This window comes from Plantibacter lichenum (genome assembly GCF_050587525.1).
Lineage (GTDB): Bacteria > Actinomycetota > Actinomycetes > Actinomycetales > Microbacteriaceae > Plantibacter.
Genome location: NZ_JBOBFT010000013.1, coordinates 73,998 through 92,182 on the forward strand (window position 1 = coordinate 73,998; position 18,185 = coordinate 92,182).

Consider the following 18,185-nt stretch of genomic DNA (forward strand, 5'->3'; position numbering starts at 1 on the left):
GCGGTGCGATTCTCCGGCGCGACGAGCGCGCGTAGCGTGAGGACATGTTGCCTGTAGAACAGGTGTCGGTCGGGTGTGCTTCACTGGCTGCATGGTCAAGAAGCCCGCGACGATCGCCCCCAGACTCGACACGATCCGCCTGCAGGACCTGCTGGAAGGCGATCCGGACACGCTCGAAGCACACGAGCGGTACGAGGGCTACCGCTTCGACGATGCGGACCTCAGCCATCGCGATCTCGCCGGCACGACCTTCACCGAGTGCGAACTCGTCAACGTGACCGCGCACGAAACAGAACTGCGTGCGTCGGGCTTCGTCGAAACGGTCTTCGATCGGCTGAACGCACCCATCTTCCCGGCACCTCGGTCACGGTTCCGCGACGTGGTCATCGATCAGTCCCGCCTCGGTTCCGCGGAACTGTACGAAGCGGACTGGCAGTCGGTCCACATCCGCAACTCGAAGCTCGGCTACGTGAACCTGCGCGGCGCGAAACTCCAGGACGTGCTCTTCACGGACTGCACGATCGACGAACTCGACCTCGGCGGGGCGACCGCGAACCGGGTCGCGTTCATCGGAACGGAGGTCAACAGCCTCGACCTCACCCGAGCGACGCTCACGCACACGGATCTGCGCGGCCTCGAGCTCCGCAGGCTGACCGGGCTCGAGGGCCTGAAGGGTGCGACCATCACCGAGTACCAGGTCGCAGAGCTCGCGCCGCTCTTCGCCGCCCACTTCGGCGTCGTCGTCGCCTAGCGCTCGCCCCCTCGCGCTCGCCCCTGCAGCTGAGGTGAGGCTTCCGGTCGTCCAGAGCGCTCAGGAACGACCGGAAGCCTCACCTCGGCGTTCAGGTGGCCGGAACGTGCTCCGTCTCGGGCTCAGGCTCCTCAGCACCGCCGAGGAACTGCGCCTGGTAGAGCGTGTAGTACGCGCCGCGCTTCGCGAGCAACGCCTCGTGGTTGCCCTGTTCGACGATGCGCCCGGCCTCCATCACGAGGATCATGTGCGCGTCACGGATCGTCGACAGGCGATGCGCGATCACGAACGAGGTGCGATCCGTGCGGAGCGCAGCCATCGCCTGCTGCACGAGCAGCTCGGTCCGGGTGTCGACCGATGACGTCGCCTCGTCGAGGATGAGGAGCGACGGGTTCGCGATGAACGCGCGAGCGATCGTGATGAGCTGCCGCTCACCGGACGAGACGCTGCCGCCGTCCGCGTCGAGGACCGTGTCGTAGCCGTCCGGCAACTGGCGCACGAAGCGGTCGACCATCGTCGCCTGGGCCGCGGCGACGACCTCCTCGTCGGTGGCGTCGAGCCGTCCATAGCGGATGTTCTCGCGGATCGTGCCCTCGAAGAGCCAGGCGTCCTGCAGGACCATGCCCACCTGGGATCGCAGTTCGGCACGCGAGAGCGCCGTGACGTCGACGCCGTCGAGGAGGATCCGACCGCCCGTGAGCTCGTAGAACCGCATGACGAGGTTGACGAGCGTCGTCTTGCCCGCACCGGTCGGACCGACGATCGCGACCGTCTGCCCCGGCTGGGCCGAGAACGACAAGTCCTCGATGAGCGGGGTCTCCGGCGCGTAGCTGAACGACACGTGCTCGAACTCCACGTGACCGTCCGGACGCTCCGGCAGGTGCTCCGTGACGTCATCCGCCTCCTGCTCCTCTGCATCCAGCAGCTCGAACGTCCGCTCGGCCGATGCGACGCCGGACTGCAGCATGTTGGCGAGGCTCGCCATCTCACTGATCGGCTGCGAGAACTCCCGCGAGTACTGGATGAACGCAGTCGCGTCGCCGAGGGTCATCTGCCCACTCGCGACCCGCAGACCGCCGACGACGGCGATCATCACGTACGAGAGGTAGGACACGAAGGTCATGGCCGGCATGATCATGCCGGACACGAACTGCGCACCGAACGAGGCCGAGTACAGCTTCTCGTTCCGCTCGTCGAACTCGGCGAGCATCTCCTTGTCCCGACCGAACGCGCGCACGATCTCCTGCCCGGAGAACGTCTCCTCGATGTGCCCGTTGAGCGTTCCGGTGTTCTTCCACTGGGCGGCGAACAGCTTCTGCGAACGCACGCCGATCACGCCGGCGATGAGCGCGGACAGCGGCAGGGCGATGAGTGCGATGATCGCGAGCTGCCACGACACGATGAACATCATGATCGTGATGCCGACGACCGTCAGCAACGACTGCACGAGCTGCGAGAACGCCTGCTGGAGGGCCGCCTGGATGTTGTCGACGTCGTTCGTCACGCGGGACATGAGATCGCCGCGCTGACGGGTGTCGAAGTAGCTGAGCGGCAGCCGGTTGAGCTTCGTCTCGATGTCCTGCCGCAGCCGGTACACGACTCGCATGACGAGCTGGTTGAGCACGTAGCCCTGCGCCCACATGAGCACGGACGCGACCGTGTACATCACGAGCACGGTCAGGATGAGCATGCCGAGCCTCGCGAAGTCGATGCCCTGGCCGGGGACGATCGTCGTGCCCTGGAGCATGTCCGCGAACTGGTCGTTGCCGGCGGCACGAGCCTGGTCGATGACCTGCTGCAGCGTCTGGCCGGACGGCAGCTGCGAGCCGAGGACGCCGTTGAAGATGACGTCCATCGCCTGCCCGAGGACCTTCGGCGCGATCACCGTGAGGATGACCGACACGATGACGAGCGCGACGACGAGCGAGAACTTCGCCCGTTCCGGTTTCAGGAGTCCGATGAGGCGCTTCGCGGAGGGCCAGAAGTGCTGTGCCTTCTTCGCCGGCGCTTCGCCGAACATGCCGCCGTCGGCCTCCGTGGGGACGTATTCGTCCTCGAGGAGCGCCGCCTCGTCATCGACGAGCGGGCTCTCATCGGTCACGACTGCGGACTTCTCCGCTCGTTTCCTGTCACGTCTGGCCATCAGGCCACCTCCTCCACGCTCAGCTGCGATTCGACGATCTGCCGATACGTGTCGTTCTGTTCCACGAGTTCCTCGTGGGTGCCGCGACCGACGATGACGCCGTCGTCGAGCACGATGATCTGATCCGCGTCCGTGATGGTCGAGACGCGCTGGGCCACGATGATGACCGTCGCTCCGGCCGTCGCCTCGCCGAGCGCCTCGCGCAGGCGCGCATCGGTTGACACGTCGAGGGCGGAGAACGAGTCGTCGAAGAGGTACACCCGAGGGGTGCTGACGAGCGCCCTCGCGATGCAGAGGCGCTGGCGCTGGCCGCCGGAGACGTTGGTGCCGCCCTGGGCGATCGGCGAGTCGAGTCCCTTCGCCTTCTCACGGACGAAGTCCTCACCCTGCGCCACTCGGAGCGCGTGCCACAGTTCCTCGTCCGTCGCGTCCGCCCGCCCGAAGCGGAGGTTGGACGCGATCGTCCCGGAGAACAGGTACGGCTTCTGCGAGACGAGCCCGACGACGCTCGAGACCTGCGCGCGCGTGAGCTGCTGGACGGGCACGCCGTCGATGAGCACCTCGCCGGCCTGCGGGTCGTAGAGCCGGGGGATGAGATTCACGAGCGAGGTCTTGCCGGACCCCGTCGAACCGACGATCGCCGTGGTCTTGCCCGGTTCGGCGACGAAGCTCAGGCCGTCGAGCACGGGACGCTCCGCACCCGGGTACCCGAAGCGCACGTCACGGAACTCGACCCGCCCCCGGGTCGGGGTGTCGACGGTCGGCTCCGAGGTGACCGCCTGGCTCGACTCGGTCGAGAGGACCTCGTCGATGCGCTCGGCGCACACGACGGCGCGCGGGATCATCATGACCATGAACACGCCCATCATGACCGCCATGAGGATCTGCAACAGGTACTGGAGGAAGGCAGTGAGCGATCCGACCTGCATCTCCCCCAGATCCACTCGGTGGCCACCGAACCAGAGGACGGCGGCGGTCGCGAGGTGGAGGACCATCATGATCACCGGGAACATGAGCACGAAGATGTTGCCGACCCGAACCGAGACGCGGGTGAGCGCCTCGTTGGCGGTGCGGTAGCGCTCGGACTCGAACGGCTCGCGGACGAAGGCACGGACGACCCGGATGCCGACGATCTGCTCACGCAGAACGCTGTTGATGCCGTCGATGCGGTCCTGCATCTGCCGGAAGAGCGGCATCAGCAGGTACACCATGAAGCCGACGACGATGAAGAGGACGGGCACGGAGACCCACACGAGCCAGGAGAGCCCCGCGTCCTCGCGGAGCGCCATGATGATGCCTCCGATGCACATGATCGGCGTCGAGACCATGAAGTTGAGGGTCATGAGCACGAGCATCTGCACCTGCTGCACGTCGTTCGTGCCGCGCGTGATGAGCGTCGCCGTGCCGAAGTGGCCGAGTTCGAGGGCGCTCAGCGAGTCCACCTTGCGGTAGACCTCGCGGCGCAGGTCGCGGCCGACCGCCATCGCGGTCCTGGCGCCGAAGTACACGCCGCCGATCGCCGCGATCACCTGCACGAGGCAGACGGTGAGCATCATCATGCCCGTCGACCAGATGAAGTCGCTGTCGCCGGTGGCGACGCCCTTGTCGATGATCTGGGCGTTGAGGCTCGGCAGGTAGAGCGCCGCGATCGTGGCGATGAGTTGGAGGACGAACACGGCGACGATCCACGACGTGTACGGTTTCGCATGTTTGAGTGCGAGCTGGACGAGAACCACGGGAGTTCCTCACGGTGCTGGTGCGGTCGCCGACAGACGGCCGCGGATGGGAGATGACGCGGGAATCCCTGGGATTCCGACGGGTGGACTCGGTGGAGGAACGAGTCCGGTGCGCTCCAGGAGCGGTGTCGCTTCGGGACACACGGCGCAGGACCGTGGACAGCGACTGAGGAGGCTCACGGCGGTGAAGCGCCGGAGCGATCGGCGGATGCGATTGGCAGGGTGCGGGTCGCGGCAGTGCGAACTATGAGAAGAGCATCCGAAAACTATCCCAGATGCTGCCTGCTCCTGCAATCAACAATTGTCGGTTCAGCTGGTGACCAGCTCATGAACTCGTGGTCTACAACACTCGGCGTGGACCGCTGCCCTCGTCGGCGAGGCGGTCGTCGGAGTTTACGACGGCGCACCTCGTCTGGGACAGGCATCCGCAGCCGATGCACCCGTTGAGTTCCTCCTGCATCCGGGTGAGCACCTCCTGTCGTTTGGCGAGGTGCTCCGCCCACGTGGCAGAGATGTGTTGCCAGTCGGCACGGCTCGGTGGCCGGTCAGCCGGCAGATCGACGAACAGCTCGGCGACTTCGGAGAGCGCGATGCCGTAGCGGACGGACACCTGCACGAGGGCGATGCGACGCAGCACGTGCCTCGGGAAGAGTCGATTGTTGCCCACGGAACGAATGGCGGGGATGAGGCCGATCGACTCGTAGTAGCGAACGGTGGACACGGGCACGCCGGCGCGTTTGGCGACCTGCCCGATGGACAGGAGGTCTTCCGGACGGTACGGACCGTGCATCGCTCCACCTCTCCGGCACCCGATTCGGGTGCCGCCTTGCCGATCCCGTTCCGCTGCAGAAACGAGTCAGCGTTGATCTCAAGTTCACTTGAGATGTTAGCGTGGAATACGGATGGATCCCCAACGTTGAGGAATCTGCGAGCGAAGGAGACTCCATGACCGACACCGTGTCGCGAAACACTGCAGCACCCGGCGAAGAACCCACGATCGTCGACCGATTCAAAGCAGCGTTCCGCAACCACCCGGCAGGCGTCGCCGTCGTCACGACGCAGGGTCCCGACGGCCCCGTCGGGCTCACGGCCTCGAGCGTCGCATCGGTCTCCGCCGACCCGCCCGTCCTCGTCTTCTCGGTCACCACCTCGGCCGGTTCCGCCGGGACCGTGCTCACCGCGCCGACGTTCGTCGTGAACCTCCTGCGCAGCGAGCACGTCGACATCGCCAAGTCCTTCGCCGTCCACGGCTCCCCGCGGTTCACCCCGGAGCAGGGCTTCTCGACGAGGCACTCCGGCGAGCCCGTCCTGTCCGGCGCAGCGGTCGCGCTCTGGTGCCGCCCGCTGCAGACCGTCCCGGTCGGCGCTTCGACCCTCATCGTCGCCGAGGTCCTCGACGTCGAACTCGGCGAACCCGGCAGCCCCCTCGTGTACCACGACCGCACATTCCACGGCCTCGGCGGGCACACGATCCTGCCCTGAGCTGAACACGGGCACGCGCTCACACACACACACACACTTCATCGGCGTCACGTCAATCGAAAGGAACACCATGTCCCAGTACTCCCTCCCCGAACTCCCCTACGACTTCGCGGCGCTCGAGCCCGCGATCAGCGGCAAGATCATGGAGCTGCACCACGGCAAGCACCACCAGGCCTACGTGACGGGTGCCAACACGGCACTCGACAAGCTCGCCGAAGCACGCGAGTCCGGCGACTTCGCAGGCGTCAACAAGCTCGAGAAGGACCTCGCGTTCAACCTCGGCGGCCACGTCAACCACTCGATCTTCTGGACCAACATGGGTCCCGCGCGCGGCCTGCGCCCCGAGGGCGAGTTCGCTGCGGCTATCGATGACGCGTTCGGCTCGTTCGACGCCTTCCAGGCGCACTTCACGGCCGTGGCACTCGGCGTGCAGGGCTCCGGCTGGGCCGTCCTCGCCTGGGACACGCTCGGTCAGCGCCCCATCATCGTGCAGCTCTTCGATCAGCAGGGCAACCTGCCGGCCGGTCTCGTGCCGCTGCTCATGCTCGACGTCTGGGAGCACGCGTACTACCTCGACTACCTCAACGTCCGCGCGAACTACGTGACCGCATTCTGGACGATCGTCGACTGGGAGAACGTCGCGGCCCGCTTCGAGCGCGCACGCACCACCACGAGCGGTCTCATCACGCTCTAGCGTCCAGCGCCGGGCTCACGCCAGGGACTCGCCTCGTCACCCCACGGTGGCGGGGCGAGTCCGTGTTGCGGGGAGGCGCCGCGCCGCTCCCAGGAACCGCAGCAGGTCGTCCTGGCGGTCGGCGGTGAACGTCGACGCGTCGCCGTGTTCACCCGCGGTCGCCACGACCTCGACGCACCCCGCGACCGGAGCGATGCGCGCTGCGAACGCGTGCGTGTTCGCCGAGGCGCTCACGACCGTGTCCTCCGGACTCGCGAAGAACAGGAACGGCACGTCGCGGAACGATTCGAGGGGCGCCAGCATCGGACTGTGGCCGTCGGTGCGCACGGCGGCGTCGGATCCGTCCGGAGCGATGTCGTAGCTCGCGCGGATCTGCGCCGCCCACTCCTCGCTCGTCGCCGACGCCTCTGCCACGCTCGTGAGCGGGTAGACGCCCACGCACGCGACGACCTCCGGCACGAGTCGCCTGCCGAGGATCGTGAGACTCGCCAGACCGCCCATGCTCTCCCCCATGATCACGATGCGGTCGATCGCGAACGCCTCCCGAGCCGTCGCCACGAGGTGCAGATACGCGTCGATCGCAGGCTGCGCACCGAAGTGCGATGGGCTGTGCCCGTCGGCGGCGGCGAACAGCCAGCCTGCCGCGACGCTCGCCGTCTCGAAGTTCTTCGCCCGACCGGTGAACGGCGTGAAGACGTCTCCACCGTGGCCGTGGAAGTAGAGGACGAGCGGGGTGGGAACGGCAGGATCGTGGTTCATCGGGACCGAGATGCGCTCACGACCGGTCCAGCGTCCGGCGTCGGCGTCCCAGCGCCCCGGGGTGATGCGGCTGGCCGGGCCAGGGAAGGCATCGGCGCCTGCAGTTCCGGTCATCCGAATCGCCCGCCAGAGAGGGCCGCTGCCTGCGCGACGAGCCCCACAGCATCGGGGGCCCCGTCCGCGATGACGACGTCGTAGGAACCGTGAAACGACGCTCCCGGCTCGAGCACGTGCTCGCGATGGAAGAAGGGCGCGGGGCAGAGGCACGCGTACTCCTCCGAGCGGACGAACCACGGCCGTTGCGGGGCTCCGGCGGCGGCCAGCCGGTCCACGATGACCACGGTCGACCGCGCGCCGGAGTCGTGCCGTCCGGTGTAGCCCAGCCAGACCGCATCGGCCCCGCGCAGGGCGTCGCCACCCGCGCCCGCCGCGGAGAGCACCGTCCCGCCGATGAACGATCGTGGTCCACGCCAGAAGAGGCCTCCGTAGCCGGCGTTCGGGCGCCCGCGGGTGGTCGGCGAGCCGAAGACGAGCGGCGCATCGCTCGTGTTCCGAAGGGTGGTCGTGAAGCCGAGGACCCACGTCGACTCGTCCAGCACGGTAGCGGTCACCCTCCGCTGCTCGTCCAGGAGGAGCGCACCGCTTTCGGCGATCCAGTCGAGCCGTTCGACGAAGCCCGTGCCCGCGACCTCCATGAACGCACGATGTCGCTGCGTCCCGTTGTTCGGCAGCTGCCGGTAGCCGACGCCCGCGAGGTAACTCGGCCCGCCCCAGAAGTTCTCGTCGCCGACGACCGGCAACGTCCACGACAGCCCTTTGTGCCACACGTGATCGTCCGGCCGGACGTCGGTCAGGAGTGCACCGCCGAGCGTGCGCAGGGGGTGGAAGTACGGTCGCGGCGATTCGAGTTGCGGATCGGCGGGACAGTGCACATAGTCGGCGAGGAGCCGTCCTCCGGCCGTGAACCTGATGCGATCCACGAGTTCCGATGCGTGTGCGTGATCCGTCCCCACCATCAGCGGAGCTGTGCTTCCCGGGCCGCGGCGAAGGCCGCTTCGAGCTCAGAACGGATGCGATCGCCGCCGCCCGTGCGATACGCCGCGACGCCGTCCTTCCACGCCGAGACCGGCTTCCGGCCGCGAACGATCTCCAGCTCGAGATCGGCGATCGCGAGGCCGAGGACCGAACCGCGTTTCGCCTGCGTCTCGGAGAACAGCCCGTTGGCCGGGTTCGCGACGGCGGTTCCCGTGAGCGAGTACTCGAACGCCTGGTTCGCCAGGAGGACCTCTCGTTCCGTCGAGAAGTTCACCCGCGGCGGGGCGCTCAGATAGCCGAGGCCGAGCGCACGTTCTGAGACCGTGTCCGCGATCGTCCGCGGCACGCCGTCGACGAGCGTGTAGTGGACGCCCTCCACGCCGTAGTTCCGGACGAGGTACTCCTCCGTCCCGAACGGGGTCGCGAGCCAGTCCGCGATCCGCAGCAGCGTCGTGACGCGCTCGCCCGCATCGGCGCTGATCGCCACGATGCTGTGGTTCGGCTCCCCGAGCCAGGCGGTGCCCGCACCACTGCCCGACCCGTCCCGGGTGAAGGCGGGGACCGTCGTGCCGCGGGCGTCGTGGGCGCCCGTCTCCGCGGTCGTGAGAGTCGGCCACGCGCTCAGCGTGAACCAGCCGAACACGCTCGTGCCGTTCTGCACCCAGGTCTTCTGCCGATCGCCCGCCATCGCGGCGACGTCGGGGTGGACGAGCCCGTCGGCGAACAGGCGTCGCGTGGCTTCCAGCGCGTCCTCCTGCGCGTCGTGGAGGAGCGCGGACCGGAAGACGCCGTCCCGTTCGCTCCAGACGTTCGGGACCGCGAGCGTCTGGCGCACGTAGTCGAGCGGCACGGATGCGAGCGCCCACCGGTTCCGCCTCGCATCGGTCGTCGCCTCGAGCTGCGCCCGGAACTCCGCGAAGTCGCGCGGATCATCGGTGATCCCCGCCGCAGCGAGCAGGTCCGTGCGTCCGTAGAGCACAAACGTGCTCTGGATGCCGCGCGGGATGGGCAGGGCGCGGATCCTGCCGTCGAAGACGGTGCCGCGCCAGGACTCGGTCGGGATGTTGGCGAGGAACGGGTACTCGGCGACGGCGTCACCCGCGAGGTGCTCGGTGAGGTCGGCTGCGGTCGCCGCGAGCAGTTTCGGCTGGGCGGGTGCGGCGGGGAGCACCGTGAAGAAGTCCGGCATCGCGCCGGAGGCGGTGACGGTCGCGAACTTCGCCGGGTACTCGGCGCCGGGTGCGAAGCTCGGCCGATACGGCGAACCGAGTCGCTCGTGCATCATCTGCCAGTATCGGTTCGTCTCGAGCGGCGGCGGCGCCTGATCCGCGAGCGTGAGCGCCGTGAATTCGGCCCCGTCCCCCGGCGTGCCGTTCGTGACGCGCACGGGGTCGGCGGGATAGCTGAAGAACACGTCGATCGAACGGCCAGGGACGCCGGGGCTGTCCGGCGTCGCTCCGGCGAACGGGAGGTAGCTCGGCAGCACTCCGGCGGAACCGCCGGCGCCGCTCGTCGCCGTCGTGGCTCCGGCTCCGCCGCCGGCCGGCCCGCCCGCCGGCCCGCACCCCGTCAGTGTCGATGCGGCGGCCAGGAACGCCGCCGAGACGGTGCCGCCCATGAAGCTCCGTCGGGACAGTCCGGTTCGATCCACGCGCATTCCCCCTCGAATGACCGGCCCTCGAATGACCAGCGATGTTCACTAGCGAACATCATAGGTTCATTCGTGTGTCATTGGGGAGGCTCCAGCAGGAACGGCGACGGACTCGCGGATGATGAGCTGCGGCTCGACCTGCACGTGGGAGGCGGCGGACTCCTCGCCGAACTCGATCCGATCGAGGAGCAGTCGGGCGGCCAGGACGCCGACGTAGCGGCGCGACGGCGCGACCGAGGTGACGGGCGGGTCGAACATCGCCGCGTAGTCGTCGTCGTATCCGATGAGCGAGAAGTCCTCCGGCACCCGGACACCGCGCGCTTTGAGCGCGAGGAGGACGGCGTACGCATTGTTGTCGTTGTGGCAGAGGAGGCCGGTGACGCCGTCTGCGAGGAGCCCGTCGACGTAGGAGCCGACGGCGGAGGGCGCCGGCCAGCCGACCAGCTCGCCGATGCCCGTGACCGCACCGGCGATGCCGCGGTCGGCGGTCGCCTCGGCCCACCCCTCACGGATCCACGTGGCCGTCTGCGACGGTTGGTGCGCGAGGAGGGCGATGCGGGCGTGTCCGTGCTCGAGGAGCTCGTCGATCGCCGCGCCCACGCCGTGACCGTGTGCGGACCGAACGGATGAGATGTTCCTCGATGCCGTCTTCAGCGGGATCTCGCGCTCCATCAGGACGACCGGGACGCCCAGTCCTTCCAGCCAGGCGACGTACTCGCGGACGTCCGCCGTCAGGTGCACGTTGGGCGTGAACAGGATGCCGTCGACGCGGCCCGCGAGTTCTTCGACGGCTCGACGCTCTTCAGCGATCTCGGCTTCCGTCGCTTCACCGACCGAGCTGCCCGAGCGGCTCAGGAGCATCAGGCTCGCCCGACCTCCCGTGCGTTCGATCTCGTGCCGCGCACCGGCCAGGACCCGTCCGAAGTAGTAGACGAGGCTCGATCCGCCGGCCTGGGCGCCCGAGGCCTCCGCGGTGGCGCCGGATGCCATGTCGGGGAGCACGATGCCGATGTGCCGGTTGGACCGATGCACCGGATGCCCAGGGGCGCCACCCGCACCGCCCGACTCCGTGACGGGCACCGCTCCCCCGCGGATCCGGCGCAGCAGACCCCGTTCGACGAGGTCGTCGAGGTCACGGCGGATCGTCATCCCCGTGACGTCGAGCTCTGCCGCGAGCTCGGCGACGCGCACGAATCCGCGCTCCTTGGCCCTCGTGACGATGAGCTCCTGGCGTTGGGTCACCAACATCGTGGCGGTCCTCTCCGGCGGCATTCCGGTCGCGCGTGCGCGCAGCCGCCATGTTCATTGTGCACGATCATGTGCGTTTCACGAGGAAATGAACATCGCTTCGACATCCGGGCGCACGACCCGAGGCCGATCGGGCTGCACCCAGGGCGCCCCGAGCTCCTCGAACGTCCGCCCCTCGAGAGCCGCGCGTTCCGCCCACGCAGTCACGTCAGAGACGACGATCGTCCCGTCCGATCGCACCTCGGTGAGGGCCGAACCGATGACCCTCGGGAGCGGCGACGTCCGGATCGCGTCGAGGACCCGCATGAACGGCGCGCTGGCCGACAGCGGTGAGACGAGCGCTTCACCGACCAGACGATGGGCGATGAGGTTCTCCAGGAGATCGCGTCTCGGAAGGGCCACGTGCGACACGGCGCCGTCGGCGCCCATGAGCTCGATCCGGTCCTCGGTGTAGAAGAACCGGAGGGTGCCGGCCGCACCGACGACGAGCACGTACGGCTCGGCCGTCCGCTCGGCGCACACGGTGAACGCGCACGTGATGCTCACGGGAGCCAGCGAGCCCGCAGCCGCACGCACTCGCAGCACGGACGTATCGTCCACCTCGATCGGATTCGCACGGTAGAGGTCGAGTTCGACGGTCCCGACGTCGTCGCGATTCGCCACACCGGCAAGGCGCAACGCCGAGACGACGGCGTGAGCGAAGGGGTTCGTGATGGCGCCGTCCACGATGTCCACACCGTCGAGCGTGCGCATGCCGGCCCATCTGGAACGGTTCCAGTAGGCCGGCGAACGCTGCCAGAGTCCGACCGCGCCGATCGACAGGACGTCGCCGAGCGATGCGACGGCGCCTGCGAACTCCGGCGAACCGTGGAGGCCGAGACCTTGGAAGCCGACCTGCAGCACCCCGGGGCTGGCGGCCTCGATCGCGAGCAGTTCGTCGAGGTCGGCCAGGGAGGTGACGGGCGGCTTCTCGAGGTAGACGTCGACGCCAGCCTTCAGCGCCTCGGTCGCGAGCTGGAAATGGGTGCTGATGGGCGTCGCGATGATCACGACGTCCAGATCGGTCACCCGAGCGAGCAACTCGGCCTGATCCGGGAAGACGAGGGTCCCGTCCGGAAGGCTTCCGACGACGGGCGGCTGCGGGTCCGCGACGGCGACGAGCTGCACGGCGCGCCCCATCGCTGCGAGGTGCCGCAGGTGGATCACGCCGTAGCCGTGGATCCCGACGAGCGCGATTCTCGTGGGCCGACTCGAGTCTTGTTCTCTTGCAAACATGCAGCTACAGTAATGTGCAATACGGAACTGATGTGAACATTTGGCAACATTTGCCCGATGACGTCGGCCTGAACTCACCGAGGAGTCCCATGACCGCGACGATCGCACTCCAGCTCTACAGCGTGCGAGACGCCCTGTCCGACGACGTCGACCAGACGCTCGGACGGGTCGCCGCCATCGGCTTCACCGCCGTCGAGTTGTACGGACTGGCTCGCTTCGGCGCCCAGTACGAGACGGCCCTCGCCGCCCACGGTCTCACGGCACCGAGCGTGCACGCGGCGCTCGTCGACGCCGATCAGTCCGCCGCGCTCGATGCCGCGGAACGCCTCGGCGTCACGACCGTGATCGAACCGAAGACCGATCCGGCCCGGTGGACGGACGCAGCGGAGATCGATCGGATCGCCGAGTCGCTCAACGCGGCCGCCGAGCTCGCCGACCGCCGCGGCATGCGCGTCGGGTACCACAACCACGACGGCGAATTGCTCGGTCGTGTGCCGGACCGGTCCGGAGCTGACGCGAGCGCAGGTGCGGTTGCGCGCGCAGACACGGTGACAGGTCTCGACCACCTCGTGTACCGCCTCGACCCTCGGGTGGTCCTCGAGGTGGACGTCTACTGGGCGGCCGTCGCCGGTCAGGACGTCGCCGCACTCCTCTCCCGGCACGCCTCCCGGGTCGCGTTCGTCCACGTCAAGGACGGCCCTCTCGACGGCGACGTGATCGGACAGCGTCCCGCAGGTGAGGGAGACGTCCCGCTCGCCGCCGCGCTCGACGCCGTCCCAGAGCTCGAGTTCGCCGTCGTCGAGTTCGACGCCTACGCGGGAGACGTCTTCGAGGGGATCGCCGTCGGGCGCCGATTCCTCACGGCGCGCGGTCTCGCGTGAGGCGGGAATCCGTGCCGTCCGCGCCAGCACAGCATCCGCTGTACGTCTGGCCCCGCGGAGCAGATCGGCAGATCCTCCTCGAGCACTGGCAGCTCGCCTGGACGCCGCAGAGCGCCCCCCTCGACGCCGACGTCGATCGGCTCGACGCCCTCGACTGGCACGACGTGGTCCCCGGCGCGATGATCCAGTGGCAGTGGCACCTCGCAGGGTTGGGGCCCAATCCCTACCTCGGGACGAACAGTGCCGAGTACCGGTGGATGGCGGAACAGCGCTGGTGGTTCCGGACGGCGATCACGCTGCCGGAGGACTGGACGGCGCCGGGGCCGGCGGTACGAGGGCGGGCGACACCCCTCAGCCGCCTCGACCTCGTCTTCGACGGCGTGGACCACGACGCGACCGTGTGGATCGACGGCGTCAGCACGGGAGAGCACTTCGGCGCGTTCGGTGGACCCGCCATCGATGCGAGCACACTCCTCGAGGCACCCGCCGGCTCGGCCCACGAGGTCGTGGTGCTGATCACGCCGGCCGGAACGGGTGCGGGCAAGGAGGAGGGCACGACCGGCCGCCTGGTCAAGTCCGAGACCTACAGCACGTGGATCAACAACCCCGATCTCATGACGGCCGGCATCTGGCGGCCCGTCCGCCTGGTCGCGACGACCGCCGAGCGATTGGAGCGTCCGCTGGTGACGACCTCGATCGAGCGCACCGCGGACGGCTCGGTCCTGCGGGCGCGCGTCGACGTCGAGGTCGAGGTCGTCCGGGCCGACGTCTCCCCCGACCTGCGCTTCGTCGTGCGGTACGGCCAGCAGCCGCCGCTCGATGATCCACGGTTCGGCGAGGATCTGCTGGAGGATCCGCGGAGCAGCAGCAACGCGAGCATCGGCGCGGACGTCGGCGCCCAGCAGCAGCAGCAGCAGCAGCAGCAGCAGCGACAACGCCGCGAACACCACGGCACGGTCAGGGCGGTCCTCATCGACGCGGCCGGTGCAGTCGTCGCGACGTCCGTTCAGGACGTCGTGTTCGGGCGGGGCCGCCAGTGGACGCGCCTTGCACTCGATGTCGCGGATCCGCAGCTCTGGTGGCCGCACGGCCTCGGTGACGCGCACCAGTACACGCTGCGGCTCACCCTCCACGGCGCCGCTCACGACTCGGCCGACGGCGGCGAGCGCCACGACCCGTCGGCGAACGCCCTCGACGAGCTCACGAGCACCGTCGGCATCCGCAGCTTCACGCTCACCCGTTCGGCGGCCCCGCGGACGGCGGAGCGGTGGATGGACTGGCAGGCCGAGATCAACGGCGAACCGCTCTTCATCCTCGGCATGAACTGGATGCCGGTCGATCTCCTGCACCTGACCGCCGCCAAGCTGGACCATTTCCTCCGGCTCGCACGCGATGCTGGCGTCCAGCTCATCCGCGTGTGGGGAGGCGGCCTCATCGAGACGACCGAGTTCTACGAGCGATGCGATGCACTGGGCCTCCTCGTGTGGCAGGACTTCCCCCTCAACACGGAGTACACCTGTGAGGGCCTACCGCTCGACGTCTGGGAGCAGCAGGTCGCCTGGAGCGTCACGCGCCTCCGCAATCACCCGAGCCTCGTCGTGTGGTGCGGCGGCAACGAGTTCGATCCGTACCTTCCCGTGAACGCCGCGGCGGTCGGGATCATGGAACGCACGGTCGCCGGGCTCGATGGCAGCCGTCCGTTCGTCCGGTCCTGCTCGGACCCGGGAGACGTGCATCCGTACCTCGACGCGGACACGAGCTGGTACCTGCCGCTCTACCGGCACGCACCGGCGATCACGGAGTGGGGCGGGCATGCGCTCCCACCGATCGAGAGCCTCCGCGAGTTCCTGTCGCCGGAGGAACTGGATCGCCCGCTCGCGATCCTCGACACGTCAGACGCCGAGCGCTTCGGCGACACGCATCGGGCCCTCCGCCACCGCTGGGCGGAGTTCCGTCCCATCCGTATTCCGCGGATGCTCGGCCGTGCGGCCCTGTTCGACGACCTCGCGACGGGCGACAACGGACGGTTCGTCGAGGCGGTCGCCCTCGGCGCCGCGGAGATCACCGAGACCGTCGCGCTCGACTTCCGGGCTTCGGACGTCGACGCGACGATGATCCTGCCGTGGGTGTTCAGCAGGCCGTGGCCGTCCGTCGGCATGCAGGTGCTCGACCATTCCGGACGACCGACGCCCGGCCACGCGGCGCTGTGTCGAGCGTATGCGCCGATCGCGATCGCCGTCCGCGTCAGGCACGAAGCACTCGCTGCCGGCGAGGAGCTCCGTGTGCAGCTCGCCGTGAACCGCGACGCCGACGCCGCGACCCTCGCGACCGCGTCGGTCGAGGTGCGCGTGTACGACGACGCCCTCGTGCTCCGCGGGCGGTTCACCACCCCGATCTCCGCCGACACCTTCCCCGAGATCGTCTGCACCGTGCCGAGCGATGCCGGTGCACTCGCGATCATCGCCGACGTCATCGCCGACGTCATCGCCGACGCCATCGGTTCCGACGGGGAACGGCTCGCGCGCACCGTCCGGCTGCTGCGGATCAGTCCGGGGCTGGCGGACGCCGATGCGCGTGCGGCGTATCGGGGCGCGCCGACCCCGACGGCGATGTTCGGCGAGCGCGCGTTCCGTCCAGCGATCGCCGAACGGTCGACAACGCTCCAGGTGAGCCTGGACGGCGCGATGCGGACCCTGGGCGGCGTGACCGATCCGCACGGCGTCGTGCGTCAGGTGATCACGACCGTGACAAACACGGGCACGGTTCCCGCGGCCTTCGTCCGCTGGTCCTGGTCCGACGGCGCATGGATCCTGGATGCCGACGACGACTTTTTCTGGCTCGAACCGGGTGAGCGGCGCAGCATCGCCGTCCGCTTCTCCCCCGCGTACCTGACCTCCTCGTTCGTCGAAGCGCCTGACGCTGGCGCTGGAACCGAGGCGGAACCCGACCTCGCCGGTCTCTCCGTCTCCGCGTGGAACGCCGAGGCGCCTGCATGACCACCACAACCCCGCTGCTCCTCACGGGCCGCACCGTCCTCGTCACCGGCGCGGCACGCGGCATCGGCTTCGCGATCGCCCGCGCGTGCGCTGCGGCCGGGGCACTCGTCGTCGGCGTCGATCGGGAGCCGGTCCCCGAGACGGCCGGGTGCTCGCACAGCCGTCTCGTGGACCTCGGTGCGCCCGACTCCGCCACGGGCGTCAGGGCGTGGCTCGACGCACTCGGCCTCGCACCGGACGTGCTCGTGAACAACGCGGCCGTCGGCGACAAACGACCGCTCGACGCCGTGACGGCCGAGCAGTGGACCGCGATGCTCACCGTGAACCTCCTGGCGCCGCACCTCCTGATCCGCGAGCTCGCGCCGGCGATGCCCGACACGGGGTCGATCATCAACGTGTCGTCCGTGCGCGCCGGGCGCGGTTTCGCTGACGACTCGGTGTACCAGGCTGGCAAGGGCGGGCTCGAGAGCTTGACCCGCGCCCTCGCGGTGGAGCTCGCCCCTCGGGGGATCCGGGTGAACGCGATCGCCCCCGGCGCCATCCGGACCGACTTCAACCGTGCCGCGCTCACCGATCCCCGCACGTCCGCGGACGCGGGCTCCCGCATCCCGCTCGGCCGCTTCGGCGAACCGGACGACGTCGCCGGCGCCGTTCTCTACCTCGCGAGCGGGCTCTCCTCGTTCGTCACCGGAACCGTCCTCGCCGTCGACGGCGGTCAGGCGATCCGCGGATGAACGGCGCACGGTCCCTGAGCCCGTCGAAGGGCACAGCACCACGAACGTCCCACAGCACCACGAACCGAAGGAACAGCATGAGCGACCTGTACGAATACGGCACCGACGTGACCGAGCTGGTGAGACGCTACCGAGCGCTCTACTCCGGCGCGATCTACGACGTCCTCGACGGCCTCGGCCTCCCGAACCAGGCTCTCGCGACCGACATCAAGCCGATCCGCCAGGACATGGTCATCGCCGGACCCGCGTTCACGGTCAAGGGCATCCCCGACACCGCGGGCGACCCCGACCTCCGCGACCGCCGCATCCACCTCTTCAACGACATGCGGGCGACGGGCGTTCCACTCATCGACGTCCGTGATTGCAGCTTCGACACCCAGGTGGCGCACTACGGCGAGATGAACGCGACGGTCGGCGCATCGTGCGGTGTCGTCGGCGCAGTCGTGGACGGCGGATCACGGGACACGAAGTTTCTGCTCGACCGCGACTTCCCCGTCATGGCCAGATACCTGACGCCGGTGGAGGCGTACATGCGGTGGAGCTACTACGAGTGGCAGCAGCAGATCGCCCTCCGAGGAGCGCTTTCGAGCGTCGTCGCTGTGCACCCTGGCGACTTCATCATGGGCGACCTCGACGGCGCCGTCGTGATCCCGCGCGAGCTCGTGGTCGAGGTGGTCGTCAAGACCGAGGAGCTCATCACGACCGAGAACAGTGCCCGTCGCGACTTCGAGAGCGGCATGGATCCGGTCGAGGTCTACAAGAAGTACGGGCGGCTGTGATGACGAGCACCCGCGACGACC

15 protein-coding genes are annotated in these 18,185 nt (G+C 68.8%); 7 read left to right on the top strand and 8 right to left on the bottom strand.

Annotation, left to right across the window (positions count from 1 at the left end; genetic code table 11):
* Nucleotides 1-91 precede the first annotated feature (91 nt).
* The gene (locus ACQ3HB_RS16705; protein WP_430921503.1) at nt 92-751 is read left to right on the top strand and encodes a pentapeptide repeat-containing protein; all 660 of its coding nucleotides are present in this window, start codon (nt 92-94) and stop codon (nt 749-751) included.
* Nucleotides 752-842: 91 nt separating this feature from the next.
* Here ACQ3HB_RS16705 and ACQ3HB_RS16710 read toward each other — a convergent pair whose 3' ends face one another.
* The 3 genes from ACQ3HB_RS16710 to soxR form a co-directional block, all read right to left on the bottom strand.
* Nucleotides 843-2,894: an ABC transporter ATP-binding protein gene (locus ACQ3HB_RS16710; protein WP_430921505.1), complete on the bottom strand. Its 2,052-nt coding sequence runs from the start codon at nt 2,892-2,894 to the stop codon at nt 843-845.
* Complete coding sequence (locus ACQ3HB_RS16715) at nt 2,894-4,630, bottom strand: ABC transporter ATP-binding protein (RefSeq protein ID WP_430921507.1); 1,737 nt, start codon at nt 4,628-4,630, stop codon at nt 2,894-2,896. The genes ACQ3HB_RS16710 and ACQ3HB_RS16715 overlap by 1 nt, the downstream gene beginning before the upstream one ends.
* 340 nt (nt 4,631-4,970) lie before the next feature.
* Entirely contained in the window at nt 4,971-5,420 is a 450-nt protein-coding gene (gene soxR / locus ACQ3HB_RS16720) for a redox-sensitive transcriptional activator SoxR (RefSeq protein WP_430921508.1), read from the bottom strand.
* Between the two features lie 155 nt (nt 5,421-5,575).
* On the opposite strand from soxR, the gene ACQ3HB_RS16725 reads away from it, so the two are divergent.
* Both ACQ3HB_RS16725 and ACQ3HB_RS16730 read left to right on the top strand, forming a co-directional pair.
* Nucleotides 5,576-6,112: a flavin reductase family protein gene (locus ACQ3HB_RS16725; protein WP_430921510.1), complete on the top strand. Its 537-nt coding sequence runs from the start codon at nt 5,576-5,578 to the stop codon at nt 6,110-6,112.
* Between the two features lie 70 nt (nt 6,113-6,182).
* Nucleotides 6,183-6,806, top strand: coding sequence for a superoxide dismutase (locus tag ACQ3HB_RS16730; protein ID WP_430921511.1), 624 nt, complete (start codon nt 6,183-6,185; stop codon nt 6,804-6,806).
* A 36-nt stretch (nt 6,807-6,842) separates the two neighbouring features.
* On the opposite strand, the gene ACQ3HB_RS16735 is transcribed toward ACQ3HB_RS16730, so the two are convergent.
* The 5 genes from ACQ3HB_RS16735 to ACQ3HB_RS16755 form a co-directional block, all read right to left on the bottom strand.
* The gene (locus ACQ3HB_RS16735; protein ID WP_430921513.1) at nt 6,843-7,679 is read right to left on the bottom strand and encodes an alpha/beta hydrolase family protein; all 837 of its coding nucleotides are present in this window, start codon (nt 7,677-7,679) and stop codon (nt 6,843-6,845) included.
* The gene (locus ACQ3HB_RS16740) at nt 7,676-8,545 is read right to left on the bottom strand and encodes a DUF6807 domain-containing protein (protein WP_430921515.1); all 870 of its coding nucleotides are present in this window, start codon (nt 8,543-8,545) and stop codon (nt 7,676-7,678) included. The genes ACQ3HB_RS16735 and ACQ3HB_RS16740 overlap by 4 nt, the downstream gene beginning before the upstream one ends.
* Before the next feature lie 35 nt (nt 8,546-8,580).
* Nucleotides 8,581-10,251 carry a type 2 periplasmic-binding domain-containing protein gene (locus tag ACQ3HB_RS16745; RefSeq protein ID WP_430921517.1) on the bottom strand — a complete coding sequence of 557 codons (1,671 nt, stop codon included), beginning with the start codon at nt 10,249-10,251 and terminating at the stop codon, nt 8,581-8,583.
* A gap of 66 nt (nt 10,252-10,317) precedes the next feature.
* Nucleotides 10,318-11,499 (bottom strand): LacI family DNA-binding transcriptional regulator, encoded by a 1,182-nt coding sequence (locus ACQ3HB_RS16750; protein WP_430921518.1) that lies wholly within the window; start codon nt 11,497-11,499, stop codon nt 10,318-10,320.
* 78 nt (nt 11,500-11,577) lie between these two features.
* Complete coding sequence (locus ACQ3HB_RS16755) at nt 11,578-12,774, bottom strand: Gfo/Idh/MocA family protein (RefSeq protein ID WP_430921520.1); 1,197 nt, start codon at nt 12,772-12,774, stop codon at nt 11,578-11,580.
* Nucleotides 12,775-12,863: 89 nt separating this feature from the next.
* On the opposite strand from ACQ3HB_RS16755, the gene ACQ3HB_RS16760 reads away from it, so the two are divergent.
* From ACQ3HB_RS16760 to ACQ3HB_RS16775, 4 genes are all read left to right on the top strand, one after another.
* Complete coding sequence (locus ACQ3HB_RS16760; RefSeq protein ID WP_430921522.1) at nt 12,864-13,655, top strand: sugar phosphate isomerase/epimerase family protein; 792 nt, start codon at nt 12,864-12,866, stop codon at nt 13,653-13,655.
* Nucleotides 13,656-13,666: 11 nt separating this feature from the next.
* The gene (locus tag ACQ3HB_RS16765) at nt 13,667-16,651 is read left to right on the top strand and encodes a glycosyl hydrolase 2 galactose-binding domain-containing protein (RefSeq protein ID WP_430921524.1); all 2,985 of its coding nucleotides are present in this window, start codon (nt 13,667-13,669) and stop codon (nt 16,649-16,651) included.
* Nucleotides 16,648-17,385 carry an SDR family NAD(P)-dependent oxidoreductase gene (locus ACQ3HB_RS16770; RefSeq protein ID WP_430921526.1) on the top strand — a complete coding sequence of 246 codons (738 nt, stop codon included), beginning with the start codon at nt 16,648-16,650 and terminating at the stop codon, nt 17,383-17,385. Before ACQ3HB_RS16765 ends, ACQ3HB_RS16770 begins: the two co-directional genes overlap by 4 nt.
* A 77-nt stretch (nt 17,386-17,462) precedes the next feature.
* On the top strand, nt 17,463-18,164 hold the full coding sequence (locus ACQ3HB_RS16775) for an RraA family protein (RefSeq protein WP_430921527.1): 702 nt from the start codon (nt 17,463-17,465) through the stop codon (nt 18,162-18,164).
* Nucleotides 18,165-18,185 lie beyond the last annotated feature (21 nt).

Excerpts from the sequence above, each read along its gene's own strand:
- ACQ3HB_RS16705 (WP_430921503.1), top strand. The coding sequence starts at position 92 with ATGGTCAAGAAGCCCGCGACGATCGCCCCCAGACTCGACACGATCCGC.
- ACQ3HB_RS16710 (WP_430921505.1), bottom strand. The coding sequence starts at position 2,894 with ATGGCCAGACGTGACAGGAAACGAGCGGAGAAGTCCGCAGTCGTGACC.
- soxR (WP_430921508.1), bottom strand. The coding sequence starts at position 5,420 with ATGCACGGTCCGTACCGTCCGGAAGACCTCCTGTCCATCGGGCAGGTC.
- ACQ3HB_RS16725 (WP_430921510.1), top strand. The coding sequence starts at position 5,576 with ATGACCGACACCGTGTCGCGAAACACTGCAGCACCCGGCGAAGAACCC.
- ACQ3HB_RS16730 (WP_430921511.1), top strand. The coding sequence starts at position 6,183 with ATGTCCCAGTACTCCCTCCCCGAACTCCCCTACGACTTCGCGGCGCTC.
- ACQ3HB_RS16735 (WP_430921513.1), bottom strand. The coding sequence starts at position 7,679 with ATGACCGGAACTGCAGGCGCCGATGCCTTCCCTGGCCCGGCCAGCCGC.
- ACQ3HB_RS16750 (WP_430921518.1), bottom strand. The coding sequence starts at position 11,499 with ATGTTGGTGACCCAACGCCAGGAGCTCATCGTCACGAGGGCCAAGGAG.
- ACQ3HB_RS16755 (WP_430921520.1), bottom strand. The coding sequence starts at position 12,774 with ATGTTTGCAAGAGAACAAGACTCGAGTCGGCCCACGAGAATCGCGCTC.
- ACQ3HB_RS16760 (WP_430921522.1), top strand. The coding sequence starts at position 12,864 with ATGACCGCGACGATCGCACTCCAGCTCTACAGCGTGCGAGACGCCCTG.
- ACQ3HB_RS16770 (WP_430921526.1), top strand. The coding sequence starts at position 16,648 with ATGACCACCACAACCCCGCTGCTCCTCACGGGCCGCACCGTCCTCGTC.
- ACQ3HB_RS16775 (WP_430921527.1), top strand. The coding sequence starts at position 17,463 with ATGAGCGACCTGTACGAATACGGCACCGACGTGACCGAGCTGGTGAGA.